The following is a 22737-nucleotide window of genomic DNA, read 5'->3' on the forward strand; positions in this document are numbered from 1 at the left end:
GAGAAAACAATGAACAATCAATACGTTGCGAAATACTACGCCCTGCTGGGCGAAGCCCTCGAGGACAAATACCTCGAGCCGGACATGGACGAAGACATCGACGACATGAGTATCCACCTCGGCAACGTGCTTGCCGGGCACACGGTGCTGGAACTGGGCTGCGGCACCGGTTTCTGGACCGAGGTGGCGGCCGAGTCGGCGCAATCGGTGCTGGCGGTGGACATCAACGCTTCCCTGGTCGACCTCGCCCGCGAGCGCCCGATGACCGAAGGTAAAGTGACGTTCCGCGTGGGGGACGCGCTGGACTTGCCGGAAGATATAGGCAAGTTTTCAGCCGTGCTCGTCAGTTTCCTGTGGTCGCACCTGAACAAGAAAGAGCAGGAGCAGCTGCTCGCGACGCTGAAGAAGCGCCTGGGCAAGGACGTGCTGCTGGTGATCCTGGACGACGCCTTCGTCGAAGGCTTCAGCGAGACGATTGCGCGCACGGATGCGGACGGGACCACGTACCAGATCCTGACCACGCCGGAAGGCGAGCGGATCGAAGTGGCCAAGAGTTACCAGTCCGATAGTGCGTTGCGCAAACGCTTGGGAAATGTCGCGAAAGAGATCAAGATCGAGCGGATCGAGTTCTTCTGGATTCTGACTTGCCGCTTGAAATAATTTCCGGAACGGTCCCGCCCGAACGGCGCGGGTGAGGTCCACGCGCGCCGTTCGTTGCAGCAGACGCACACCGCGGTGCGCCTCCCGATGGATCAGAACGCGTGACGCACGCCCAGCGACAGCACGCGCGGGTCCGCGCCGGCGACGCTGACCGGCGTGCTGCCGGTCGTGGTCGGGACCAGCGCGGTCGACGACGAGTTCAGGCCGAAGGTGCCGCGTGCGTCGTTGCGCATCGAGCCGTAGCTGGCGTACAGGTTGGTGCGCTTCGACAGCGCATGCGTGTAGGCGACGGCCCAGGCATTCCCCCTGGCGCCGCTTTCGATCTCGTTGCGCTGCAGGTTGACGAAGAATTTGTTGACGCCCATCGTATAGGCCGCGCCCAGGTTCATCTGCTCGAACTCGTTGTTCGGGCCGGCCTGGTCGGCCGACAGGTAATTGGCCTTGATGTCGACGTCGCCCAGCTTGAGGCCGGCGCCGACGGCCAGTTCCTTGTCGTCCTGCGTCGCCAGGCGCTCGAGGCGGTGGTAGCCGGCGCCGGCGTAGAACGGGCCGTTCGCGTATTCCAGCGCCACGCCCATCAGGTCGCCCGAAGGATCGACCGTGCGCTCGCCGGCGCCATAGGCGGCCAGCAGGCTGAAGCCGGCCAGCGGCGCGCTCTTGAAGTTGACCGAATTGGACAGGCGGCGGGTCAGGCGGTTGGCGGTGAAGGCGGACAAGTTGCTACCGTAGAAGCCCTGGCCGAGGACGTCGGTGGCGGCGGCGACCGAGGCGATCGGGCTGTACTCGCGCCCGATCGTCAGCTGGCCGAAGCCGCCTTGCAGGCCGACCACCGAGCGGCGGCCGAAGAGGGCCGAATCGGCGGCGCCGGTGTCGATCGCGACACCCGCTTCGATATTGAAGATCGCCTTCAAGCCATTGCCCAGATCCTCGGTGCCGCGAAAGCCCAGGCGGCTGCTCGACTGGTTGCCCGAATTGATGACGGTGCGGCGGCTCTCGCCCGGAACGCCGGTGTCTTCGACGGCGACGGCCGCATCCATGATGCCGTAGATGGTGACGTTCGATTGCGCGTGCGCGAACAGCGGGAGGGTCGTGATCAGCGCGGCGGCCAGGGCTTTGTATTGCATCAAAATCTCCAATAAGGGACGAAGGATCGAGTGGGCACACTCGAGGTCCAGCGCAGCTTACCGGTGCAATATTTCAGGCTGATGACAGCCTGAAATGTCGAAGCGACAAAGCTAAACGGTATGGTTTGCCACCGGCAGCACGATGTCGATGCGGGTGCCGGGCCCTTCGTCGGCGCTGATGGTGATCTCGCCCTTCAAGCCCCAGACCCGTTCGCGCATGCCGATCAGGCCGAGCGACTCGGCCTTCTCCATGTCTTCTTCGCTGATGCCGCGGCCGTCGTCGCGGATCGTGATCAGCAGTTCGCTGTTGATGCGGTACAGGTTCATCGTCACTTCGGTGGCATGGGCGTGGCGCGCGATGTTGGTCAGCGCTTCCTGGATGATGCGGAAGATGGCCGTGCTGGCCTGGTCGTCGAGGCGCAGTTCGGCTTCGTCGGCCAGCAGTTCGCAGGCGATGCCGTGGCGCTGGACGAAATCGTCGCGCAAGCCTTGCAGGGCGAAGTACAGGCCGCCCTCGTCGAGCGCACGCGGGCGCAGGTTGGTGGCGATGCGGCGCAGCGAGGTGATCGCGGTGAGCAGGTTGCCGTCCATTCCGTGAATCAGGCGCAGGGCATGGGGCGTCGCGCCACAGGTTTCTTCCAGCAGGTTCAGGTCCATGCGCAGCGAGGCCAGCAGCTGGCCGAGGTCATCGTGCAGTTCGCGCGCAATATGGGTGCGTTCTTCCTCGCGGATGGTCTGCAGGGCCGACGAGAGCTGGCGCAGCTGGTCGTGCGAGCGCGCCAGCTTGCGCTGCACGCGCTGGCGTTCGGAGACGTCGCGCAGGATGATCGTGTAGACGGTACGGCCGTCGTGCGGGGTATCGGCGATCGAGCCTTCGATGGCGAAATGTTCGCCGTTGGCGCGCAGGCCGGTGCCGGCGTAATCGGTGCTGCGGCGACCGGCCCGTCCATCGGCCTTGAAATACTCGAGCGGGCCCGGATGATCGGTTTCCGGCGCCAGGATGAAGCGCGCCAGCGGACTGCCTTCGAGCTCCTCGACGGTGACGCCGAACATGCGCGCGGCCGCCGGATTGGCCAGCACGATGCGGCTGCGCTCGTCGGTGGCGATGATCGCCTCGCTGGCGTTGTGGACGATGCGCCGGCTGTGGCGGGACGGCGCATCGGCCGAGCCGTCCTGGTCGAGGCGCGCCGTCAGGCGCCCGCCGAGGAAGCCGAGCGCGAACACTGCCAGCCTGCGCCCGCGTGGGCGCGCACTGCGCTGTTGTCTCATGTGGATATGCCTGCGGTAACGTCCGCGCATGCGGACCAAACGCTACGATACGGCGGGCGGGGGGAAGGGTGCTTGAGGGCGGACAAGGGGGGCGGGCGCCTCGGCAGGCATGCGTATCGGCATGCCCGCCATGCCCCGATGCTGGCGTGTTGCTGCTCGACCATTGATAACTTAAAACATAGGCGCTGTCACCGTTACGTGTTGACGAGTCCCATTGCCGCTCGCAGGAAGCGCTCCGGTGACGCAATGCGCTCGCCATCGAGCGCCCAGCGCCAGCCCAGGTAATTCGGCAAGTAGCGTGAAGCTACGCCATGGAAGCGTGCCAGCCACTGCCTGAATCGGCGCTGATAGGCGTTCACGTTTTGCACATGGACGGCGCCGCGCACCCGCTCGCCCAGGCGCAGGTTCACGTACTGGTGCGAGATGCCTGCTTCGCGCGCAAAGCTCCGGTACGCCCGATGCCCGTCCGTTACCAGCAGAACGTGGGGGTCAAGCACAGGTAACAGATGGCGGTGCAACTGTTCCTTGGTAACGGCGCCGCGGCCTGTGACCGCGTCGACGGTCTGCCCGGCGCGATCGCGCGCGACCAGGATGCAATCGTGCTCGTGGGAGACGCCGCGCGTTGCGGCGACCCCGCCTCGCCGCCGCGCCGGGCGATTCAAGCGGCGTGAGCCCTTCTGCGATTCGAGCAGGAACAATTCGTCGGCCTCGGCGATGCCTGCCAGGCGCGCGGGACGGTCGTGCCTGGTCAGTTCAAGGAAGCGATGACGCCAGCGAAAGCTGGTGTTGCGGTGCACGTCGACGTGCGTTGCCGACCTGCGTACGCTCTTCGCGTCGAGCATCTGGCCCAGATAGTCGAGCCACTTGTCGCGCTGGCGCAGCCGGGAAAGGGGTGTTCCGGACAGGCGTGTGAAGGTTTTGCCGCAGGCGCGGCAGCGATAGCGCTGCAGGCCGCGGCTGTGGCCGTGCCGGTAGCTGCGTTCGCTCTTGCAAGCAGGGCATCGCGGTGGCAGGCAAGCTGTGCCGTCGATCGCTTCGCAAACCCGGTCCAGCCCGAGCGAGGGCCGTAGCGCCTGCACGAGGTGCGCACGCTGGCGCCTCGTCAATGTACTCAATTGCCTTAGCCATAGTGTGAAGCGTCTTGCCTGCATGCCAGACTCCGCTCGATGGTCGAATGGCAGTTCGACCTCGCTAGAGCCCAGCAGTTCAATTTCTACACGTAGCGGTGACAGCGCCAAAACATACAACGCCCGCCCTACAAGGTCCGGCATACAAGGCCCAGCATGAGGCGCGCGGCGGCCAGGCTCACATCTGCTTGAAAAGATGCAAGAAACTCCGGCTCACTTCCAGCTTCTCCGGCCGCCCCTTGACCAGCACCAGGTGGCGTCCGCGGATGTCGCGCGTCACGCCTTCGATGGCGTTCACATTCACCAGCGTGGCGCGGTGGATTTGCCAGAACAGGGCCGGGTCGAGTTCGTCGGCCAGGTCGCGCACGGGCTTGCGGATCAGGGCTTCGAACTTCTCGGTCTGCACGCAGGTGTATTTTTCGTCGGAGCGGAAGAACAGGATGTCCTCGACCGGGATCATGCGCAAATCCTGGCCGATGCTGGCCTGGATCCATTGCAGATGTTTCGGTTTCGGTGCGGCGATCTTCTCGGCGAGCTGCGACAGCATCGCGGTGACGCTGTCGTTGACGGCCAGGCCCGGCTTGTCCAGGCGCGCCTTCAGGCGCTCGACCGTCACCTTCAGGCGCTCCGGTTCCGAAGGCTTCAGGATGTAATCGACGGCGCCGCGCTCGAAGGCCTCGACCGCATACTGGTCGTAGGCGGTGACGAACACGACCTGGCTGCGCTCGCCGATCTCGCGCGCCGCTTCGATGCCGGTCTTGCCAGGCATGCGGATATCGAGGAAGGTGAAATCGGGCTTGCACCGGGCGACCAGTTCGACTGCTTCTTCGCCATTTTTCGCCTCGCCCACGATATCGAGTTCCGGCCACACCTGTTCCAGGCGCATGCGCAGCTGGTCACGCATCAGTCTTTCGTCATCGGCAATAATTGCAGTCGGCATGGCGGTGGTCCTGGCGGGAAAGAGAAGTGACAATTATTCAACGAATCGGCCTCGCAGGCAAGGCCGGAAAGCTTACTTCGATACCTGGTACGGCACCTCGACCATCGCGATCACGCCGCTCGGGCTGTTGGCGGCAATGTGCAGCTGGCCGGCCTCGCCGTGCAGGAGGCGCAAGCGCTCGCGGATGGTCGGCAGGCCCAGGCCGGTGCCAGTGCTGGGCATCACGCCGAAACCGACGCCGTCGTCGGTGACGGTGACGCGCAGCTTGTGGTCGGCCACGTCGGCGACGATCTTCAGGGTGCCGCCCTCGGGTTTGCATTCAAGACCGTGCTTGATCGCATTTTCGACCATCGACTGCAACATCATCGGCGGAAAGGCCGCGCTGCGCAGGCTGTCGGGAATGCGCATCTCGACCGTCAGGCGTTCTTCCATGCGCATCTTGAGCAGGTTCAGGTAAGCCGTCACCATGTCGACTTCGCGTCCGAGATTGGTCACCAGCGTGTTGTCGCGCATCTGCGGCAGCACCGCGCGCAGGTACTGGATCAGGCTGCGCTGCATGGCCGAGGCGCGCGGCGGATTGGTTTCGATCAGGTGTTCGACGGACGCAAGCGTATTGAACAGGAAATGGGGTTCCACCTGCGCCTGCATCATCTGCATCCTGGTTTCGGACAGCTGGCGCTGCATCGACGCGCGCTCGGCCGCGGCGTTCGCGCTCTGGGTCTGCTGCTCGGCGCGCTTCTTGCCGCCCATCAGCGCCTTGATGCCGAACAGCGCCATCACCAGCAGCACCACGAAGCTGTTGAACCAGGTCGAGGCCTGTTTGTGATAGCGCGACACTTTCGCTTCGGCCGCATCGTCGACCGCGCCCTCGATGGCGACCGACAGTTCTTCGGCGATCTGCGGCGGCAATTCGATATGCACCGAACCGCCCGCGCGCACGCCTTTCGGCAAGGCCGGGCCGGGCACGGTCGGCGTGCCGCTGCCGGAACCGCCGCCGATCGCGGGCACGTCCGGCGGCAGCGGCGGCAGGGGCGGCGCGGCCGGCGCTGCCGGTCCGGGCTTAATGCGCGGATTGAAACGGATGCCGCTGTCGTCGATCTCGATACTGCCCTGGTCGCGGCGCGCTGCCCGCTCGATGGCCGCCACCTCGACTTCGGCATTCGGAAACAGGTTTTCCTGGACGATGGCGCCGGCGATCAGGATCAGTGCCGCGAACAGGATGAATTTCCACCACGACAGCTGGGTCACCCAGGTGGCGACGGCATCGAAGGCGCGGTAGAGCGACGACAGGATGCCGGAAAAATAATGGTGGGTGGAGCTGCGCATGGCGGTCTTGTCTACGAATCGTGGGCGCAGCGAGTGTACCGCGTCCCTGTTGCCCGGTGCCGGTTTGCCTTGACCACATGGCATTGCCGCGCTGCGGGAATGTTGGAATGTTGCAACTTTATACCAGCGCCCGTCCACCGGCGCCTGTTTTGCGACAGCCTGCACGATGCAGGGCGTGGAATGCCGAAGCGGGAGGTTCGCTGCCGATGACTCGGTCCGGGACAGGAGCGCGCAGACTCATGGCGGCGCCCGGCCGCGGGAATGCGCCCCCTAGACCGGCATCCGGTCGCGCACGAACGCGCGCGCCGCGTCCATCCCCATCGGCTCGCTCAGCAGCAATCCCTGCAGCGCCTCGCATCCGTACGAGGTCAGGAAATCGCGCTGCGCCCGCGTCTCGACCGCCTCGCCGATCACCGGCACGCGCAGGTTGTGGGCGATATCGATCAGCGTGCGCGCCATCGTGCAGCCGTCGCTTTCGGGTTCGTCGGCGACGATCGCGTGCACCGATTCCTTCGACAGTTTCAACTGGCCGACGGCCAGCTCGCGCAGGAAGCCGAGATCGGACATGCCCTGGCCGAATGCGTCGATCGACAGCGTCAGTCCGAGCGCGCGCAGCTGCATCGCCAGGTCGCGCACCAGGCCCGGATTGCGGATCACGGTTTCCTCGCGCATTTCGATCTGCAGGCTGCCCGGATCGAGCCCGAAAGCGGCGAGGCGCGAGGCGAGGCCGGACACGAAATCCTGCTGCCCATACTCACGCGCCGAGACGTTGACCGTCACCGGCACGTCGGTCACGCCCAGCGCTTTCAAGTCGCGCAGGAAGGCGCAGGCCTGGTCCAGCACCCAGGCACCGAACTCGACGATGCGGCCGCTTTCCTCGGCCTCGGCCAGGAAGCTCGACGGCAGCAGGACGCCTTGCTCGGGATGGCGCCAGCGCAGCAGCGCCTCGAAACAGGTCACGCGGCCGCTACGCGCATCGATGCAGGGTTGGTACAGCATGAACAGTTCCTTGCGTTCGAGCGCGCGCGCCATGCCCGCGTCGAGGCGCTGGCGCGCCTCGCTGCTCGACTTCATATCGTCCGAAAAGAAATAGATCTCGCTGCCGCCGGTCGCCTTGGCGTGGTACATGGCAACGTCAGCCGAACGCACCAGCTCGGCAGCAGTGACGCCGTCGTGCGGATACACGGCCACGCCCAGGCTGGCGCCGAGCGCGATTTCCCTGTGCATGAAGGACACCGGCTGGGTCAGGTTCTGGCGCAGGCGCTCGATCATGCGCAGCGTGAAGCGCAGCGAGGGCTGGCTGACGAGCACCAGCACGAATTCATCCCCGGACAGGCGCGCCACCGTATCGATGTCGCGCACCGCGGCCTGCAGGCGCCGCGCGACGACCTTCAGCACCACGTCGCCGGCTTCGTGGCCGAAGGTGTCGTTGATGGCCTTGAAATTGTTCAGGTCGATCAGCACGACCCCGACCTGCGACTTCTGGCGCTGCGACAGGTGCAGCGCCTGCTCGATCCGGTCCCGTAGCAAATTACGGTTGGCCAGGCCGGTGAGCGCGTCGTGGTTGACCTCGTGCTCGAGGTGGGCGGTGCGCTGCCTGCTCTCGGTGACGTCGACGACGATGCCGATGAAATGCGTGGTCGCGCCATGCTCGTCCTGTACCGGCGTGACGGAGAGCTCGTTCCAGAACAGCTCGCCATTCTTGCGCAGGTTGCGGAACACGACATGGACCGGCTCGCGTGCGGCGATGGCGTGCTGCACGCGCAGGCGCTCGTCGTCGTCCATGCCGGGCGCGGCCATGAAACGCGAATCGCGCCCGATGATTTCGCTGGCGCTGTAGCCGCTGATGCGTTCGAAAGCGGGATTGACGTATTCGATCGGCGTGTCGCCCCCGTCGATGCCGGTGATGACGATGCCGTTGCTGGCCGCGTGCAGGGCCCGTTCGCGCAGGCGCAGCATGCTTTCCTGCCGGCGCCGGCTGGAGATGTCCATGCCCATTCCAAACAGGTACTGGTCGCCGTTGCAGGAGACGCGGGCGCCGCACAGCAGCATCGGCGTCTCGCGGCCGCTGCGCGACGTGAAATCGGCTTCGATGGCAACTTCTTCGCCATGCTCGAACACCCTGCGCATGGTGTCGGCGACGAGCGGGCGGACTTTCAGGTCGAACAGCTCGAGCGCGTTGGTCGCCGCCATCTCCTCGGGCGCCAGGCCGGTAATGCGCTCGTGCCTGCGGTTCCACAGCACGAAGCGTCCCTCGCGGTTGAGGGCGTACACGGTACCGGGCAAAAAGTCGATGATCGCGGCCAGCGGCGTGCGTCCGACCAGGAACGCGTCGTTCGCGCAGGGGTCATGCACGTTGTCGACGGCCGCCACCCAGGCCTGCACCTGGCCGTCGAGGCCGATCTGCGGAGACAGCGCCAGGTCGGCGTTCACCGTGCTGCCGTCGGCACGGCGCAGCGCCACGTGGTTGGTGCGGCAATGGTCCGCGGCCAGCCCGCGCCAGCGTTCGCCGCCATCTTGCGGATCGGTGTCGGCCAGCAAGCCGCCAAGCGGCTGCCCGATGACCATGGCGGGAGTAAAGCCGAGCAGTGTTTCGCATTCCTTGTTCCAGGCCGTGATCGTGCCGTCTGCATCGACCAGGAAGGCGGCGTTGGCTGTCGGTACGGACCTGGTCATGCTGGGCGCCTTTCATTCGATGGGCATCCTCAGTTGGACTGCATTAGCCTACACCCGTTCCCCAACTCATGTCGCGGTCGTTCCAAAAGCAAAAAGCCACGGCTGGGCGTGGCTTTTCTTCCCTGCGCAAGCCGGACCTCAGGCCGCCACGCTCTCCTGTCTTTCCGGCAGCGCGATCTGGTTGTCGACGCTGAACTGGTAGTCCTTGAACACGTGTTCGGCACTGAGTACCTGGTAGTTGCCGTCGGCCAGCTTGTGGGTCGTGTCCTTCAGGCGGTAAGTGTAGTGGCCGCACGTCCAGCAATTGTAGTTGCGCATGTGCGTGCACAGGCAGGTCTTGTCCATCACCGGCGGATTCTTCATCTCCGGATTGGCCAGCACTTCGCGGTTGTACGAGTTGATGTAGGCGCAGTTGCCGGTGGCATCGAGCAGGTAGCCGTAGGATTCGCAGCCCGGGCGGATGCCGGAACCGATCGCCGGCGTGCTCTTGAGCATGCGCATCGGGTAGCCGGTCGGTGAAATGCCGTTGACGATGATGTCTTCCTCGCTGGCCCGGAAGTATTCCTGCTTGACGCTCTCCGGCATGCCGCATTCGTGGGTGACGGTGAAGCGCGTCGCCACTTGCACGCCGGCCACGCCTTTTTCGAGGAAGGCCACCGCGTCCGAACCCGTAAAGACGCCGCCGGCCGCGATCAGCGGGATGTCGATGTTCTCCTGGCGCAGGTAAGCCAGGATTTCATCGATGATCAGGTGCAGGTCGTAGTTCTTCCAGTCGAAACCGAAACCCAGGTGGCCGCCGGCGAGCGGGCCCTCGACGATGATGAAGTCGGGCAGACGGTTCAGCTTGGCAACCTTGCGCAGGAACAGCTGCAGCGCGCGCACCGAGGAGACAATGATGCCGAGCTTGGCCTCACGGAAGCGCGGGTGGTCCTTGATCAGCTCGAAGGAACCCAGGTGCAGGCCGGCCGACATGGTGATGCCGTCGATGCCGGCGTCGAGTGCCGAGGACAGGCGCGTGCGCAGCGTTTCCTTGGGCGCGTTCATGGTCAGCTTTTCCATGCAGTTCACGAAAATCAGGCCGTCGCCCTTTTTCGCGGCCATGGTCGCGCCCACGTGCAGGCGCGTCGCTTCGGCCAGGCGCTCGAGGTCGAACTGCACCACCGCCTTGTCCATGTTGTTGATGTTGAACTTGTAGAGCTTGGTCTTGTCCTTGACGAAGGTCGTGTCGAACTTGCGGTCCGAAACATCCTGCACCATCGCGTCCGAGATATGGCCGATCCCGCCCAGGCGCGCCGCTTCCAGCGCGAGCTCAGAGGTTGAAATGTCCACGCCCATTCCGCCGATCATGATGGGCACATATTCCTTGTTGCCCAGACGCAGGCGGAAATCATCAACACGTTTCATTGCTATCCTTAGACTACCGAAGTTGCGAGCGAGTTTGTGCCGCCTCAATTCTACCCCAAGCAAAAACAAGGTAGCGCGAGGCGTGCGACTATCAAGAATGAGGGGGAAGCCAGCCGCGACCGGCCAGCGCCGCTCAGTCGCGGAAGTTGTTGAAGGCCAGCGGCAGGTCCTGGATGTCCTTGCGCAGCAGCGCCATCGCCGCTTGCAGGTCGTCGCGCTTGGCGCCGGTGACACGCACGGTTTCGCCCTGGATGCTGGCCTGCACCTTCATCTTGCTTTCCTTGATCGCCTTGGTAATCTTCTTGGCATCTTCGGTCTCGATGCCGTTGCGCACCTTGATCAGCTGCTTGACCTTGTCGCCGCCGATTTTTTCCACTTTTTCGGCGTCGAGGAAACGCACGTCGACCTTCCGCTTGGTCATCTTGTTGACCAGCACGTCGTAAACCTGGCTCAGCTGGAAGTCGGAATCGGCGAACAGCGTCAACTCCTTTTCCTTCTGCTCGACCTTGGCGGAGCTGCCCTTGAAGTCGAAACGGGTCGTGATTTCCTTGTTCGATTGCTCGACCGCGTTTTTCACTTCGACCATGTCTGCTTCGCAGACCACGTCAAACGATGGCATGGTGGTTTTCCTTTATGTCGCAAGTATAAGTGGCAGTATTTTAACGGACAAGCCCCGAATAGAACGACCGTTCTTGCCGGAGGAGCCTGGCCAGCCACTATAATCGACCGGTTTTCGCCTCTTCAATCCGATACCTCATGTCCATTGCTCTCCCGATCGAGCAGCACGTTCCGCTGCAAGCGTTCAACACCTTCGGCATTGCGGCGCGCGCGCGCCATTACCTGCGCGTGAGCGACCCCGCCCAGCTCGACGCGCTGCACGCGCACGCCGCCCTGGCCGGCGTTCCACGCTTCGTGCTCGGCGGCGGCAGCAACGTGCTGCTCACGCGCGACATCGACGCCCTGGTGCTGCACATGGCGCTGAGCGGCCGCGCGATCGTCGGCGAGGACGATGGCAAGGTGCTGGTGCGCGCCGGTGCCGGCGAAAACTGGCACGGTTTCGTCGACTACACGCTGGCGCAGGGCCTGGGCGGACTGGAAAACCTGTCGCTCATTCCCGGCACGGTCGGCGCGGCGCCGATCCAGAACATCGGCGCCTACGGCATCGAGACCAAGGACGTCTTCCATTCGCTCACCGCCTTCGACCTGGAAACGGGCGCGCGGCGCATCCTGCATGCCCGGGATTGCCGTTTCGGCTACCGCGACAGCGTATTCAAGCATGCCGAGGGCGCGCGCCTGGTCGTGCTCGACGTGACCTTCGCCTTGCCGCGCGAATGGCAGCCCAACCTGCGTTATGCCGAACTGGCGCAGGCGGTCGAGGCGGCCGCACTGGCGGCGCCGACGCCGCGCCAGGTGAGCGAGCTGGTGGTCGCGATCCGGCGCCGCAAGTTGCCCGATCCCGCCGAGATCGGCAATGCGGGCAGCTTCTTCAAGAATCCGGTGGTGCCGGCCGGGCAGTGCAGGGAGCTGCTGGAGCGCTTCCCGCACCTGGTGCACCACGCGCAGGCCGACGGCAGCGAAAAGCTGGCGGCGGGCTGGCTGATCGACCAGTGCGGCTGGAAGGGCAAACAGCTGGGCGCGGCCGGGGTCTATCCGAAGCAGGCGCTGGTACTGGTAAACAACGGGGGGGCGACCGGTGCGGAGGTCGTCGCCCTGGCGCGCGCGATCCAGCGCGACGTGCTGGCGCGGTTCGGGGTCGAACTCGAACCGGAGCCGGTATTCGTCTAGCGGGGCGGCGTTCAGGCAAGGAGCGGCGGGGCGGCTCAGGCGCGGAAGGCGGCGACCCGGTTACGCCCGCGCGATTTGGCCGCCAGCACCGCTTCGCCCGCCCGTGCCAGCACGGCGTCGAACACGCCGTCCTCGGACGGCACGGTCGAGGCCACCCCGACCGACATCGTCACGATGCGGCGCTCCGGCAAGGGATGCGACAGCGCCAGCCGCTCGAGCGCCGCGCGGCAGGCCTCGGCGACCTGCACCGCGCCGTCCAGGCCCGTGTCAGGCAGCAGGATCGCGAACTGCTTGCCGTCATAGCGCGCGGCCAGGTCCGACGGGCGCTTGAGCTGTCCGGTCAGCAAGCCCGCCATCCTGCGCAGGCAGAGGTCGCCCGCTTCGCGCCCCAGGCGGTGATTGAAATACCCGAAGCTGTCGACATCGCATACCAGCAGGGAGAGCGGCTGGCCGTTGCGGCGCGCGCGTTGCCATTCGCCCTGTGCGACCTGGTCGAACCGGCGCCGGTTCGGGATGCCGGTCAGGCCGTCGACGCCGTCGATCCGGTCCAGTTCGGCCTGGGCACGCGCCAGCAGGGCCTGGGAGTCGCCCAGGCGGCGCAGCGCGTCGTCGCGTTCCTGCAAGGCCTGGCTGGCCAGAGCGTGGTAGCGCAGGCGCGCCAGCAGTTCGGTCTGGGTGGGCAGTTCGGCCAGGTAGTCGCTGGCGCCGGCGGCAAAGGCGGCGTCGCGTCCGGCGTTATCGGCATGCGGCGCGAGCACCAGAAGAGGCAGCGTGCCGAGCGAGGCGTGGGCGCGGCAGGCGCGGATGAAGTCGCCGCTGTCTTCGCGCCCGCCCAGCGCGCGCACCAGCACGGCGGGGCGCAGGAGCGCCGCCTGGCCCAGCGCCTGGGTGGCGTCGGTCAGCACCAGCTCGATGTCGTCGACGCCGGCCAGCATGTCGCGTAGCGCGCCGGCAAACGGCGGCGCACCCACCAGCAGGACGCGGCATGGACTGTTCAGTGGCTCAGGTGCAATAGCGAAGGGCATCGGCGGCGAAGGTAACGGGACAGGTGGACATAGCGTAATCATCATTTTACCTGAGGAAACAAAAAATTGTTTCCGTTAGCCTACTTCGAGTGTCCGCATACAACGTTCTGCAAGACCGGTGCCGCACGAGGTAGGCTCTGGTTCCCATTCACGTCAGGAGCAAGCATGAAAGCCATCGTCACCGGCCACACCAAGGGTCTCGGCGCCGCCATCGCGGCCGAGTTGATCGCGCGCGGCATTCCGGTGCTGGGCCTGGCGCGCGGACGCGCCGCGGCGAGCGCCCCCGGCCTGCTGAGCGAGATCGAAATCGACCTCGCCGACGCCGCCGCGCTGGCCGCCCTGCTGGCGGGCGGGGCACTGAAGGACTGGCTGGCCGGGGCCGGCACCACGCTGCTGGTCAACAATGCCGGCGTGGTCGCGCCGGTCGGGCCGCTGGCCGAGCAGGATCCGCTGGCCGCGCTGCGCGCCGTCACGCTCAACGTGGGCGCGCCGCTGGCGCTGGCTGCGGCCGTGGTGCGCGCCGTGGGTGGCGAACGGCGCATCCTGCACGTCTCGAGCGGGGCGGGCAGGAATGCCTATCCCGGCTGGAGCGTCTATTGCGCCACCAAGGCCGCGCTCGACCGCCATGCCGAAGCCGTGCTGCAGGACGGCGATCCCTCGGTGCGCTGCTGCAGCCTGGCGCCGGGGGTGATCGATACCGCGATGCAGGCCGAGATCCGCGCCACGCCCGAGTCGCGCTTCCCGATGAAGGAGCGTTTCGTGCAGCTCAAGGCGCAAGGCGCGCTGGCCGCACCCGAGGCCTGCGCGCGCCAGCTGGCCGACTACCTGCTGGCCCCGCGCTTCGGCCTGCAGGCGGTGGACGATTTGCGCAGCGCCTGAGGCGGAGCGCCGGCTGCCGGGACGTATCCGCGCTCACGCCTGCACATCGATCCTCGGCATGGGGGCGGCGCGCGCGCTCCAGCGCCGCGGGGTGGTGGCGCGCGTCGTCGCGCTGCCCTCCAGCACGCGTCGTGCCAGCGCGGCCGGCACCCCGGTCTCGCGCAGGAAAGCCGCCGCCACCGCGGGGCCCAGGTTGGCGCGGTAGGCAATGGCCACGTCGATCAGCGCGCCCAGCACCGGATCGGCGCGCCGCTCCCCGCGGCGCTCTGTCAAAGCGTTCTCCACGATGTCTCCTCATGATCCGCGCTGCCGGCATCCGGCACGACCGGTCCGCTTGCGCCGGACCGCCTATTGCACGCTGATGAGTTCGACGTCGAAGATGAGCGGCGCGTCCGGCGGAATCGACGTGCCGCTGCCGGCACGTCCGTAGGCCAGCGCGGCAGGGATGATCAAAGTCCGCTTGCCGCCGGCGCGCATGCCGAGCAGGCCCTGGTCCCATCCGCCGATCACCTGGCCGGCGCCGAGCCGGAAGGAAAACGGCGTCTTGCCGACCGAGGTATCGAACTGGGCGCCCCTGAAATCGGCCTTGCCGGCGTCGTACAGCCAGCCGGTGTAGTGCACGGTCAGCGTGCGTCCGGAGGTCGCGAGCGTGCCCGTGCCCTGGACGGTGTCGAGGCGCTGGAACGCCGGCCCCTGGCCTTGCGGTGTCGCGGCGCGGTCCTTGGTATAGCGCGCGTCGGCGATGTAGCCGGTCGTGCCCGAGGGCGACAGCAGCACCAGTTCCCCCTTGTCGAGGTAGAGCGCGGCCGGCGCGTTGGCCGCCGCCTGCGGCCCGGCGTCGACCGTGCACACCGGGCCGTCGCTGTAGTTGATGCACCAGCCGCGCACGCCGTTTTCGAGCGTGGCGGTGACCGCCGGGCCGCTGCGCGCGCGGGTATAGGACGGAATGGCAATGGTCACCAGGTCGAGCGTGACCTGGGCCGTCGCCGACGACGGCGTCAGCAGCGCGGCCGTGGTTTTCGTGCTGTCCCAGGTGAGGGTAAAGTCGGCGCTCAGGCTCTCGGTGGCGATCGGCGCGCCGCCGCAGCCGTCGGCGCCGTGGAAATTGCGCACCAGTTTCAATAACAGGGCGCTGCCGGCGCCGCCCGCCATGGACACGGTGGCCACGTCCTGCATGCGTCCGAGGCAGGGGCCGTACCAGGTGCCGGGATAACTGGCAAGGGCCGGCGCCGTGACCGGTGGCGTGACCGGTGGCGTGGCCGTGACCGGCGGCGTCACGCTGGCCTGGGTTGGACCGGAGTCGGCACCGCCGCCACCCCCGCAGGCAGTCAGGGCAGCACAGGCAGCCATCAATACGAGGCTACATGGTTTGCTAATCCCGCCCCTCGAAAGAAAATGGCCATTCCGCGATGGTTTCGGCTTCGAGAAAAAGCCTACCGAATATCCGGTCAGTTTCAAGCGCATGATTATCTCCCCAGTCTCTCTTATATTTCTATTGCTCAACTAGCATTGGGCCAAGGTATTTAATTATTGTAATGGATGGTCGCTCGTGCGGCGTTATCGACAATGCGGTCGGGATTATATCGGTCCGATCGAATCCTCTATTGCTTCAGTATTCTGCGCTTTCTCGCAAGGGGAGCGCAATTGGAATAATATTACCGGTGAGTCAATAAGATGCCAGACTCTGCGGTTTATCACTCCTACAAACTCGCGTCTCTATCGGCTTGCCCTCACCGGGCGTAGGTGTTTCATTCTGCGCAACGTCACTAGAACGCTTCCGAACTTGCTGTAGGTATAGGCTTACGCGCTATGCATAAGTTAGACCAGATAGAAATTTACAATGAATGCAAAAAGTTGTCATTGTGTTCTTTTGGTCACACGAAAAAATATATGCAATTGGCGTAAATTTTTGTGCTAATTTAGTAAATACACCTTTGATCTACTCCTGGTTACTCTGCATATTGCAGACTTTCGTTTGCAATATCCGGACGTGACGGGCAGCGCTTTGCCTGCAGCTTTGAAGGAGGGGTGGTGGATGGGACAAAGAACGACATCGGTACGCATGCCGGGTCTGGCGAATATTGGAAAGTGAAGGTCCAACTATCCTAGGGGAAATAAAATGGCGAACAGTCCGCAGTATAATTTCAATGTCAATCTGGACGACCTGAACTTCATCCTCAAGCAAATCAAGATCGCGGAAAACAGCACCAAGCCGGACGGCAGCATCGATGGCACGGCGCTGCGCAATGCCGTCGGCAGTCCTCTGCTCCCATACGGCCTGCGTACCGTCGACGGCACCTGGAACAGCCTGCTGCCGGGCCTGGAACGGATGGGAGCGGCCGACAACGTCATGCCGCGCCTGATCGCCGGCGTCTGGCACGACGCGGAACACGTTCCGGCCATGTTCCTGCCGCCCGACGCGCCCGCACCGCGCACCAGCTACGCCCAGACCAATTCCGGCAACATGGTGTTCGACTCGCAGCCGCGCATCATCTCGAACCTGATCGCCGACCAGACCGGGCGCAACCCGGCCGCCGTCGCCGCCGCCGACGACCGCGCCGCGATCGCCACCTTCCCCGGCATGGAGACCGTCCAGGTGTCGGCCAACGGCACGCTGCTCATTCCGAACCAGTCGCCCGACATCGGCTTGTCGCCCCCGTTCAACGGCATGATGGCCCTGTTCGGCCAGTTCTTCGACCACGGCCTGGACCTCATCAGCAAGGGGGGCGGCACCGTCTTCGTGCCGCTGAAGGAGGACGATCCCCTGTACGTCGCCAACAGCCCGAACAATTTCATGGTGCTCACGCGTGCCTCCAACAAGCATCCCGGCCCGGACGCCATCATGGGCACGGCCGACGACCTGACCGGCCACCTGAACACCACCACGCCTTACATCGACCAGAACCAGACCTATACCTCGCACCCTTCGCACCAGGTTTTCCTGCGCGAATACGCACTGGTGGACGGCAAGACGCTGGCAACCGGCCGCCTGCTCGACGGCGCACACGGGATCGGCAACTGGGCCGAGGTGAAGGCCCAGGCCGCGGCGCTGCTGGGCATCCAGCTGGCCGATACCGACATCTTCAACGTGCCGCTGCTTGCAACCGACCGCTACGGCGAATTCGTGCGCAGCGCGAACGGCCGTGTCCAGATCGTCACCGCCACCGGCCTGGTGGAAGCCGATGCGCCGGGTGGGGCGGGCATGCCCTTGCCGGCCAATACCCTGCGCACCGGGCATGCCTTCCTCGACGATATCGCCCACAACGCCGTGCCGGGCACCTGGGACCACGACGGCGACCGCACCACGCCGGGCGTGCCGAAGACGGCCGATACCGACGATATCACCGGTCCGATCGGGAACGCGCGGCAGCCGGCCGGCACCTACGACGACGAGCTGCTCGGCCGTCACTTCATCACCGGCGACGGCCGCGGCAACGAGAACATCGGCCTGACCGCGATCCACGCCATTTTCCACGACGAGCACAACCGCCTGGTCGAAGACTACAAGAAGACCATCCTGGGCAGCGGCGACCTGCTGGTGATCAACGAGTGGCTGGCCCAGGACATCACCGCGCTGCCGACCACCGCGGCCGGGATCGCCGCGCTCCAGTGGGACGGCGAGCGCCTGTTCCAGGCCGGCCGCTTTGCCAACGAAATGCAGTACCAGCACATGGTGTTCGAGGAATTCGCGCGCGCCGTGCAGCCGAGCATCGACCCCTTCGTGTTCTCGAACTCGGCCGACATCGACCCGGCCATCATGGAGGAGTTCGCCAACGTCGTGTACCGCTTCGGCCACTCGATGCTCAACGAAACCGTGGCGCGCCTGGACGGCAACATGGCCTCGCGCGACATCGGCCTGATCGAGGCCTTCCTCAATCCGGTGGCATTCGACGGGAACGGCGCGCTCGCCCCGCACGTGGCCGTCGGCCAGATCGTGCGCGGCATGTCGCGCCAGGTCGGCAACGAGATCGACGAGTTCGTCACCGAGGCGCTGCGCAACAACCTGGTCGGCCTGCCGCTCGACCTGGCCACGCTCAACATAGCACGCGCCCGCGAGACGGGCTCGCCCAGTTTCAATGAGGCGCGCGCCGCCTTCTACCAGATGACCGGCGACAGCCAGCTCAAGCCGTACACGAGCTGGGCCGATTTCGCGCCGCACATGAAGAATCCGGCGTCGATCATCAACTTCATCGCCGCATACGGCCTGCACCCGACCGTCGCCAACGCGACCTCGCTCGAGGCAAAGCGCGCCGCCGCCACCTTGCTGGTGATGGGCAACGTGGACCTCAACAAGAACGGCGATATCGACTTCAATTCGGGCGATCCCGGCTACCTCGGTCCGCTCGAGGTGGCCCCGAGCGACCGGCTCGACTTCCTGCACGGCGATGGCGCGTGGCTGGGCGTCGAAACGGGACTGAACAAGGTCGATTTCTGGATCGGTGGCCTGGCCGAGGCGAAGCTCGAGTTCGGCGGCATGCTGGCGCCGACCTTCAATTTCGTGTTCGAAGCGCAGATGGAGAAGCTGCAGAACGGCGACCGCTTCTACTACCTCAGCCGCACCCAGGGCTTGAACATGCTCAACGAGCTCGAGTCCAACTCGTTCTCGGCGCTGGCCATGCGCAACACCGACATCGGCAACGCCGGCAACACGACGCACCTGCCCGCGCTGATGTTCACCACCCCCAGCTATACGCTCGAGATGGACCAGGCCGACCAGCGCACCGGGCTCGGCGCCGACGACACGGGCGATCCCGGCCGGCACAATCCAGTCCTGAACGCCTTCACCTCGCTGGTGACGCGCAAGGCGCCCGGCGCGGACGTGAACGACGACGGCTTCGCCGACGGCGGCCAGCTCATCTACGCCTACGACGGCGCCGACCACGTGGTGCTGGGCGGTACGCCCGGCAACGACACCCTCAAGGGCGGACGCGGCATGGACACCCTGTGGGGCGACGGCGGCGACGACCTGCTCGACGGCGGCGACGAAGCCGACCACGTCCATGGCGGCGACGGCGACGACATCATCACCGACCACGGCACCCCGGCCGGGGCCGCCGACTTCCTGCGCGGCGACAGGGGCAACGACGTCATCAGCAATGGCGCCGGCAACGACGTCGTCTTCGGCGGTGCCGGCCAGGACTTCTTCATCGTCGGCCCCGACTTCACCGAGGTGTTCGGGGGCGAGGGCAACGATTTCATCCTGGGCGGCAATGGACCCGACGCCCTGCTGGGCAACGAAGGCGACGACTGGATCGAAGGCGGCGAGGGTTTCGACACCCTGTCCGGCGAAAACTCGCAGCTGTTCTTCAACAGCTCGATCATCGGCCATGACGTGCTCAACGGCCAGGGCAACGACACCGACTACGACGGCGAGTCGGGCAACGACATCATGGTGCAGGGGGTCGGCATCCAGCGCAGTAACGGCATGCTCGGTTTCGACTGGGCGATCCACAAGGGCGACCCGGTGGCGGCCAATTCCGATCTCGGCATCCCGCTGTTCGGCCAGCAAACCCAGTTCATCCTGCGCGACCGCTTCGATTCCGTCGAGGGCTTGTCGGGCTGGAAGTTCGACGACGTGTTGATCGGCACCATCCGGCCGACCGGCGTGGCCGGCGACGGCAGCGGCGGCATCATCGGCGCGCCGCCGGACAACAGCATGCTGCTGCAAAAGGATGTGGCGTTGATCAACGGCTTGCAGGAACTGCTCGGCAGGCCGGCCGAAGCCAGCCCGAACGCCGTGGTGTTCGACCCGAGTGCCGGCGCCGATATCCTGATCGGCGGCGGCGGCAGCGACAAGATCACCGGCAAGGCGGGCAACGACCTGATCGACGGCGATGCCTGGCTCAACGTGCGCGTGGCGGTAATGTCGAAGACCAACCCGAACCTCGTCGAGCGCTCGGTCGAGAGCGTCGCCGACTTGAAGGACGACATGCTGGCCGGGCGCATCAACCCGGGCCAGCTGCGCATCGTGCGCGAGATCCTGCAGTCGCCCACGAAACTGACCGACATCGACCAGGCCATCTACTCCGACCTGCGGGCCAACTACGACATCACGCGCAACGTCGACAATACCTGGTCGGTCGCCCACGCCCGCGGCACCGGCGCCGACGGCACGGACACCATCCGCAACATCGAGGAGCTGGTGTTTTCCGACGACGTGATCAACCTGACGGGCGAGCCGCATATCGACGACATGACGCCGACCGAGCGCCATACCCTGACGGCCAACCCCGGCACGGTGGCCGCGTTCAGCAACGTGCCCGAGTCGGCCATCAGCTACCAGTGGCAGGCGCTGGCAGGCGGCGTGTTCGTCGACATTCTCGGCGCCACCGGCGCCAGTTTCACGCCGCAGCAGGCCCAGGTCGGCCTGCAGCTGCGCGTGGTGGCCAGCTTCGTCGATGCGGCCGGCCGCAACCGGAGCGTTCCGTCCGCGCCCACCAAGGGCGTGGGCGACCAGATCATCGGCACGAGCCTGAGCGAATCCCTGACCGGCACCCCCTTCGACGACGAACTGATCGGCAACGGCGGCAACGACGTCCTGAACGGGGCGGCGGGCGCGGATGTGATGGTGGGCAACACCGGTAACGACACGTACATGGTGGACGACCTCAACGACATCGTCGTCGAAGGCGTCAACGCCGGCACCGACACCGTCCAGACCACCCTGAACGCACGTATCCTGGCCGACAACCTGGAACACCTGACCTTTGCCGGCACCGGCAACTTCGTCGGTACGGGCAACGCGCTGGCCAACACCATTACCGGCGGCAACGGCAACGACACGCTCGACGGCGCCGGCGGCATCGACCGCATGGTGGGCGGGCTGGGTGACGACATCTATATCGTCAGCCAGGCCGGCGACGCCGTGGTCGAGGTCCTGTCCCAGGGCCGCGACACCGTGCGCACGACGCTGGCGGCCTACACCCTGGCGTCCGAGGTCGAGGAGCTGGTCTACACCGGCGACGCCAATTTCTCCGGCAAAGGCAACAGCATCGGCAACATCCTGCGCGGCGGCGCCGGCAATGACACCCTCGACGGCGGCACCGGCGGCAACGACACCCTGTTCGGCAACGACGGCAACGACGTGCTGCGCGGACAAGGCGGCGAGGACGTGCTCGAAGGGGGGCTGGGCGACGATACCCTCGATGGCGGCAGCGGCGGCGACACCATGCGCGGCGGCAGCGGCGACGATACCTATGTCGTCACGAGCAGCCTGGACGTCGTTACGGAGCTCGGTAACGAAGGCGTCGACACCGTGCGCACCTCCCTGAGCACGTATGTGCTGGGCGACGAAGTGGAAAACCTCGTCTACACCGGTACGGTCAGTTTCAATGGCACCGGCAACGCGCTGGCCAACCGGCTCCAGGGCGGCAGCGGCACCGGCAACGACTTCCTGAACGGCGGCGCGGGCGTCGACTGGATGGCGGGCGGGCGCGGCAACGATACCTATGTCGTCGACGATCTGCTCGAAACCGTGGTTGAGCTGGCCGGCGCCGGCACCGATACCGTGCGCACCACGCTGTCGAGCTACACGCTGGGGGACGAGCTGGAGAACCTGACCTTCATCGGCAGCGGTCCGTTCGCCGGCCAGGGCAATGCGCTGGCCAACACCCTCACCGGCGGCGCCGGCGACGACACGCTCGACGGCGGCCTGCTCGCCGACCGCATGGTCGGGGGCGCCGGCAACGACGTCTACCTGGTCGACAACGCGGGCGACGTCATCGTCGAAAACACCGGCACCACGGCGGGCATCGACCTGGCGCGCGTCAGCGCCTCGACCTATACGCTGGGCGCCAACGTCGAGCAGCTGCTGTTCGTCGGCAGCGGCAACTTCAGCGGCGTCGGCAATGCATCGAACAACACCATGACCGGCGGCGAGGGCAACGACAGCCTGAACGGCGGGAGCGGCAGCGACCGGCTCATCGGCGGCCAGGGCGACGATACCTATTTCGTCGGCTCCAGCACCGATGTGGTGGTCGAACTGGCCGGGGGCGGCATCGACGCCGTCATGTCGACCTCGACCAGCTACGTGCTCGGCGCCGAGGTCGAGAACGTGACGCAGACCAGCGGCATCGGCAACCTCACCGGCAACGCGCTCGACAACGTCCTGCGCGGCTTCACCGGCAACGACATCCTGCGCGGCATGGGCGGCGACGACCGGCTCGAGGGCGGGGCGGGCAACGATTCGCTCCAGGGCGGGGCTGGCAACGACATCTTCGTGTTCGCGGCGCCCGGTTTCGGCGCCGACACGATCGCCGGCGGCTTCGACTTCGATCCGGCGGGCGGCCAGGACTTGCTCGACATCTCGGGACTGGGGATCACGGCGGCGACTTTCGCTTCCAACGTCACCATCGCCGACCTGGGAAGCGACCTGCGCGTGACGATCGGGACGGCGGGCTCGTTCCTGATCCAGGGCGTGGGCGACCCGGCCCTGGTCACGATCGACGATTTCCTGCTGCAGGAAGCGTTGGCGCCGGCCGGCCTGGCGGCGCCGGGAGAACTGTTGGCCGTCTGAGGCCGGC

At 65.9% G+C, this 22737-nt stretch carries 15 protein-coding genes; 4 read left to right on the forward strand and 11 right to left on the reverse strand.

Going from position 1 to position 22737, the window contains the following annotated elements; all coding sequences use genetic code 11:
- Positions 1–9 precede the first annotated feature (9 nt).
- Entirely contained in the window at positions 10–660 is a 651-nt protein-coding gene (locus ACFPOU_RS14410) for a class I SAM-dependent methyltransferase (protein ID WP_379722389.1), read from the forward strand.
- A gap of 92 nt (positions 661–752) precedes the next feature.
- On the opposite strand, the gene ACFPOU_RS14415 is transcribed toward ACFPOU_RS14410, so the two are convergent.
- From ACFPOU_RS14415 to ACFPOU_RS14450, 8 genes are all read right to left on the reverse strand, one after another.
- The gene (locus ACFPOU_RS14415) at positions 753–1784 is read right to left on the reverse strand and encodes a porin (RefSeq protein WP_379722391.1); all 1032 of its coding nucleotides are present in this window, start codon (positions 1782–1784) and stop codon (positions 753–755) included.
- 111 nt (positions 1785–1895) lie between these two features.
- A complete protein-coding gene (locus tag ACFPOU_RS14420) occupies positions 1896–3053 on the reverse strand; it encodes a PAS domain-containing sensor histidine kinase (protein ID WP_379722393.1) in 1158 nt (385 codons plus the stop codon).
- Between the two features lie 194 nt (positions 3054–3247).
- Positions 3248–4204: an IS1595 family transposase gene (locus tag ACFPOU_RS14425; RefSeq protein WP_379722395.1), complete on the reverse strand. Its 957-nt coding sequence runs from the start codon at positions 4202–4204 to the stop codon at positions 3248–3250.
- 154 nt (positions 4205–4358) lie between these two features.
- A complete protein-coding gene (locus tag ACFPOU_RS14430; protein WP_379722397.1) occupies positions 4359–5120 on the reverse strand; it encodes a LytR/AlgR family response regulator transcription factor in 762 nt (253 codons plus the stop codon).
- A gap of 72 nt (positions 5121–5192) precedes the next feature.
- Entirely contained in the window at positions 5193–6446 is a 1254-nt protein-coding gene (locus ACFPOU_RS14435) for a sensor histidine kinase (protein ID WP_379722399.1), read from the reverse strand.
- A 270-nt stretch (positions 6447–6716) separates the two neighbouring features.
- Positions 6717–9122: a sensor domain-containing protein gene (locus ACFPOU_RS14440; protein WP_379722401.1), complete on the reverse strand. Its 2406-nt coding sequence runs from the start codon at positions 9120–9122 to the stop codon at positions 6717–6719.
- Between the two features lie 138 nt (positions 9123–9260).
- Entirely contained in the window at positions 9261–10526 is a 1266-nt protein-coding gene (locus ACFPOU_RS14445) for a nitronate monooxygenase (RefSeq protein WP_379722403.1), read from the reverse strand.
- Positions 10527–10659: 133 nt separating this feature from the next.
- A complete protein-coding gene (locus ACFPOU_RS14450; RefSeq protein WP_379722405.1) occupies positions 10660–11145 on the reverse strand; it encodes a YajQ family cyclic di-GMP-binding protein in 486 nt (161 codons plus the stop codon).
- Between the two features lie 137 nt (positions 11146–11282).
- On the opposite strand from ACFPOU_RS14450, the gene murB reads away from it, so the two are divergent.
- Complete coding sequence (murB, locus tag ACFPOU_RS14455) at positions 11283–12311, forward strand: UDP-N-acetylmuramate dehydrogenase (protein WP_379722407.1); 1029 nt, start codon at positions 11283–11285, stop codon at positions 12309–12311.
- A 35-nt stretch (positions 12312–12346) separates the two neighbouring features.
- On the opposite strand, the gene ACFPOU_RS14460 is transcribed toward murB, so the two are convergent.
- Positions 12347–13336, reverse strand: coding sequence for a GGDEF domain-containing protein (locus ACFPOU_RS14460; protein WP_379722409.1), 990 nt, complete (start codon positions 13334–13336; stop codon positions 12347–12349).
- Positions 13337–13501: 165 nt separating this feature from the next.
- On the opposite strand from ACFPOU_RS14460, the gene ACFPOU_RS14465 reads away from it, so the two are divergent.
- Positions 13502–14215, forward strand: coding sequence for an SDR family oxidoreductase (locus ACFPOU_RS14465; RefSeq protein WP_379722411.1), 714 nt, complete (start codon positions 13502–13504; stop codon positions 14213–14215).
- A 33-nt stretch (positions 14216–14248) separates the two neighbouring features.
- Here the strand turns inward: ACFPOU_RS14465 and ACFPOU_RS14470 are convergent, their stop codons facing one another.
- Together ACFPOU_RS14470 and ACFPOU_RS14475 are read right to left on the reverse strand one after the other, a co-directional pair.
- Positions 14249–14500, reverse strand: a complete 252-nt coding sequence (locus tag ACFPOU_RS14470) for a hypothetical protein (RefSeq protein ID WP_379722413.1) — start codon at positions 14498–14500, stop codon at positions 14249–14251.
- Positions 14501–14563: 63 nt separating this feature from the next.
- Positions 14564–15565 (reverse strand): FKBP-type peptidyl-prolyl cis-trans isomerase, encoded by a 1002-nt coding sequence (locus ACFPOU_RS14475; protein WP_379722415.1) that lies wholly within the window; start codon positions 15563–15565, stop codon positions 14564–14566.
- A 769-nt stretch (positions 15566–16334) separates the two neighbouring features.
- On the opposite strand from ACFPOU_RS14475, the gene ACFPOU_RS14480 reads away from it, so the two are divergent.
- Positions 16335–22730, forward strand: a complete 6396-nt coding sequence (locus ACFPOU_RS14480; protein WP_379722417.1) for a peroxidase family protein — start codon at positions 16335–16337, stop codon at positions 22728–22730.
- Positions 22731–22737: the final 7 nt, after the last annotated feature.

The sequence above is a fragment of the Massilia jejuensis genome (assembly GCF_042656795.1).
GTDB classification, from domain to species: domain Bacteria; phylum Pseudomonadota; class Gammaproteobacteria; order Burkholderiales; family Burkholderiaceae_D; genus Telluria; species Telluria jejuensis.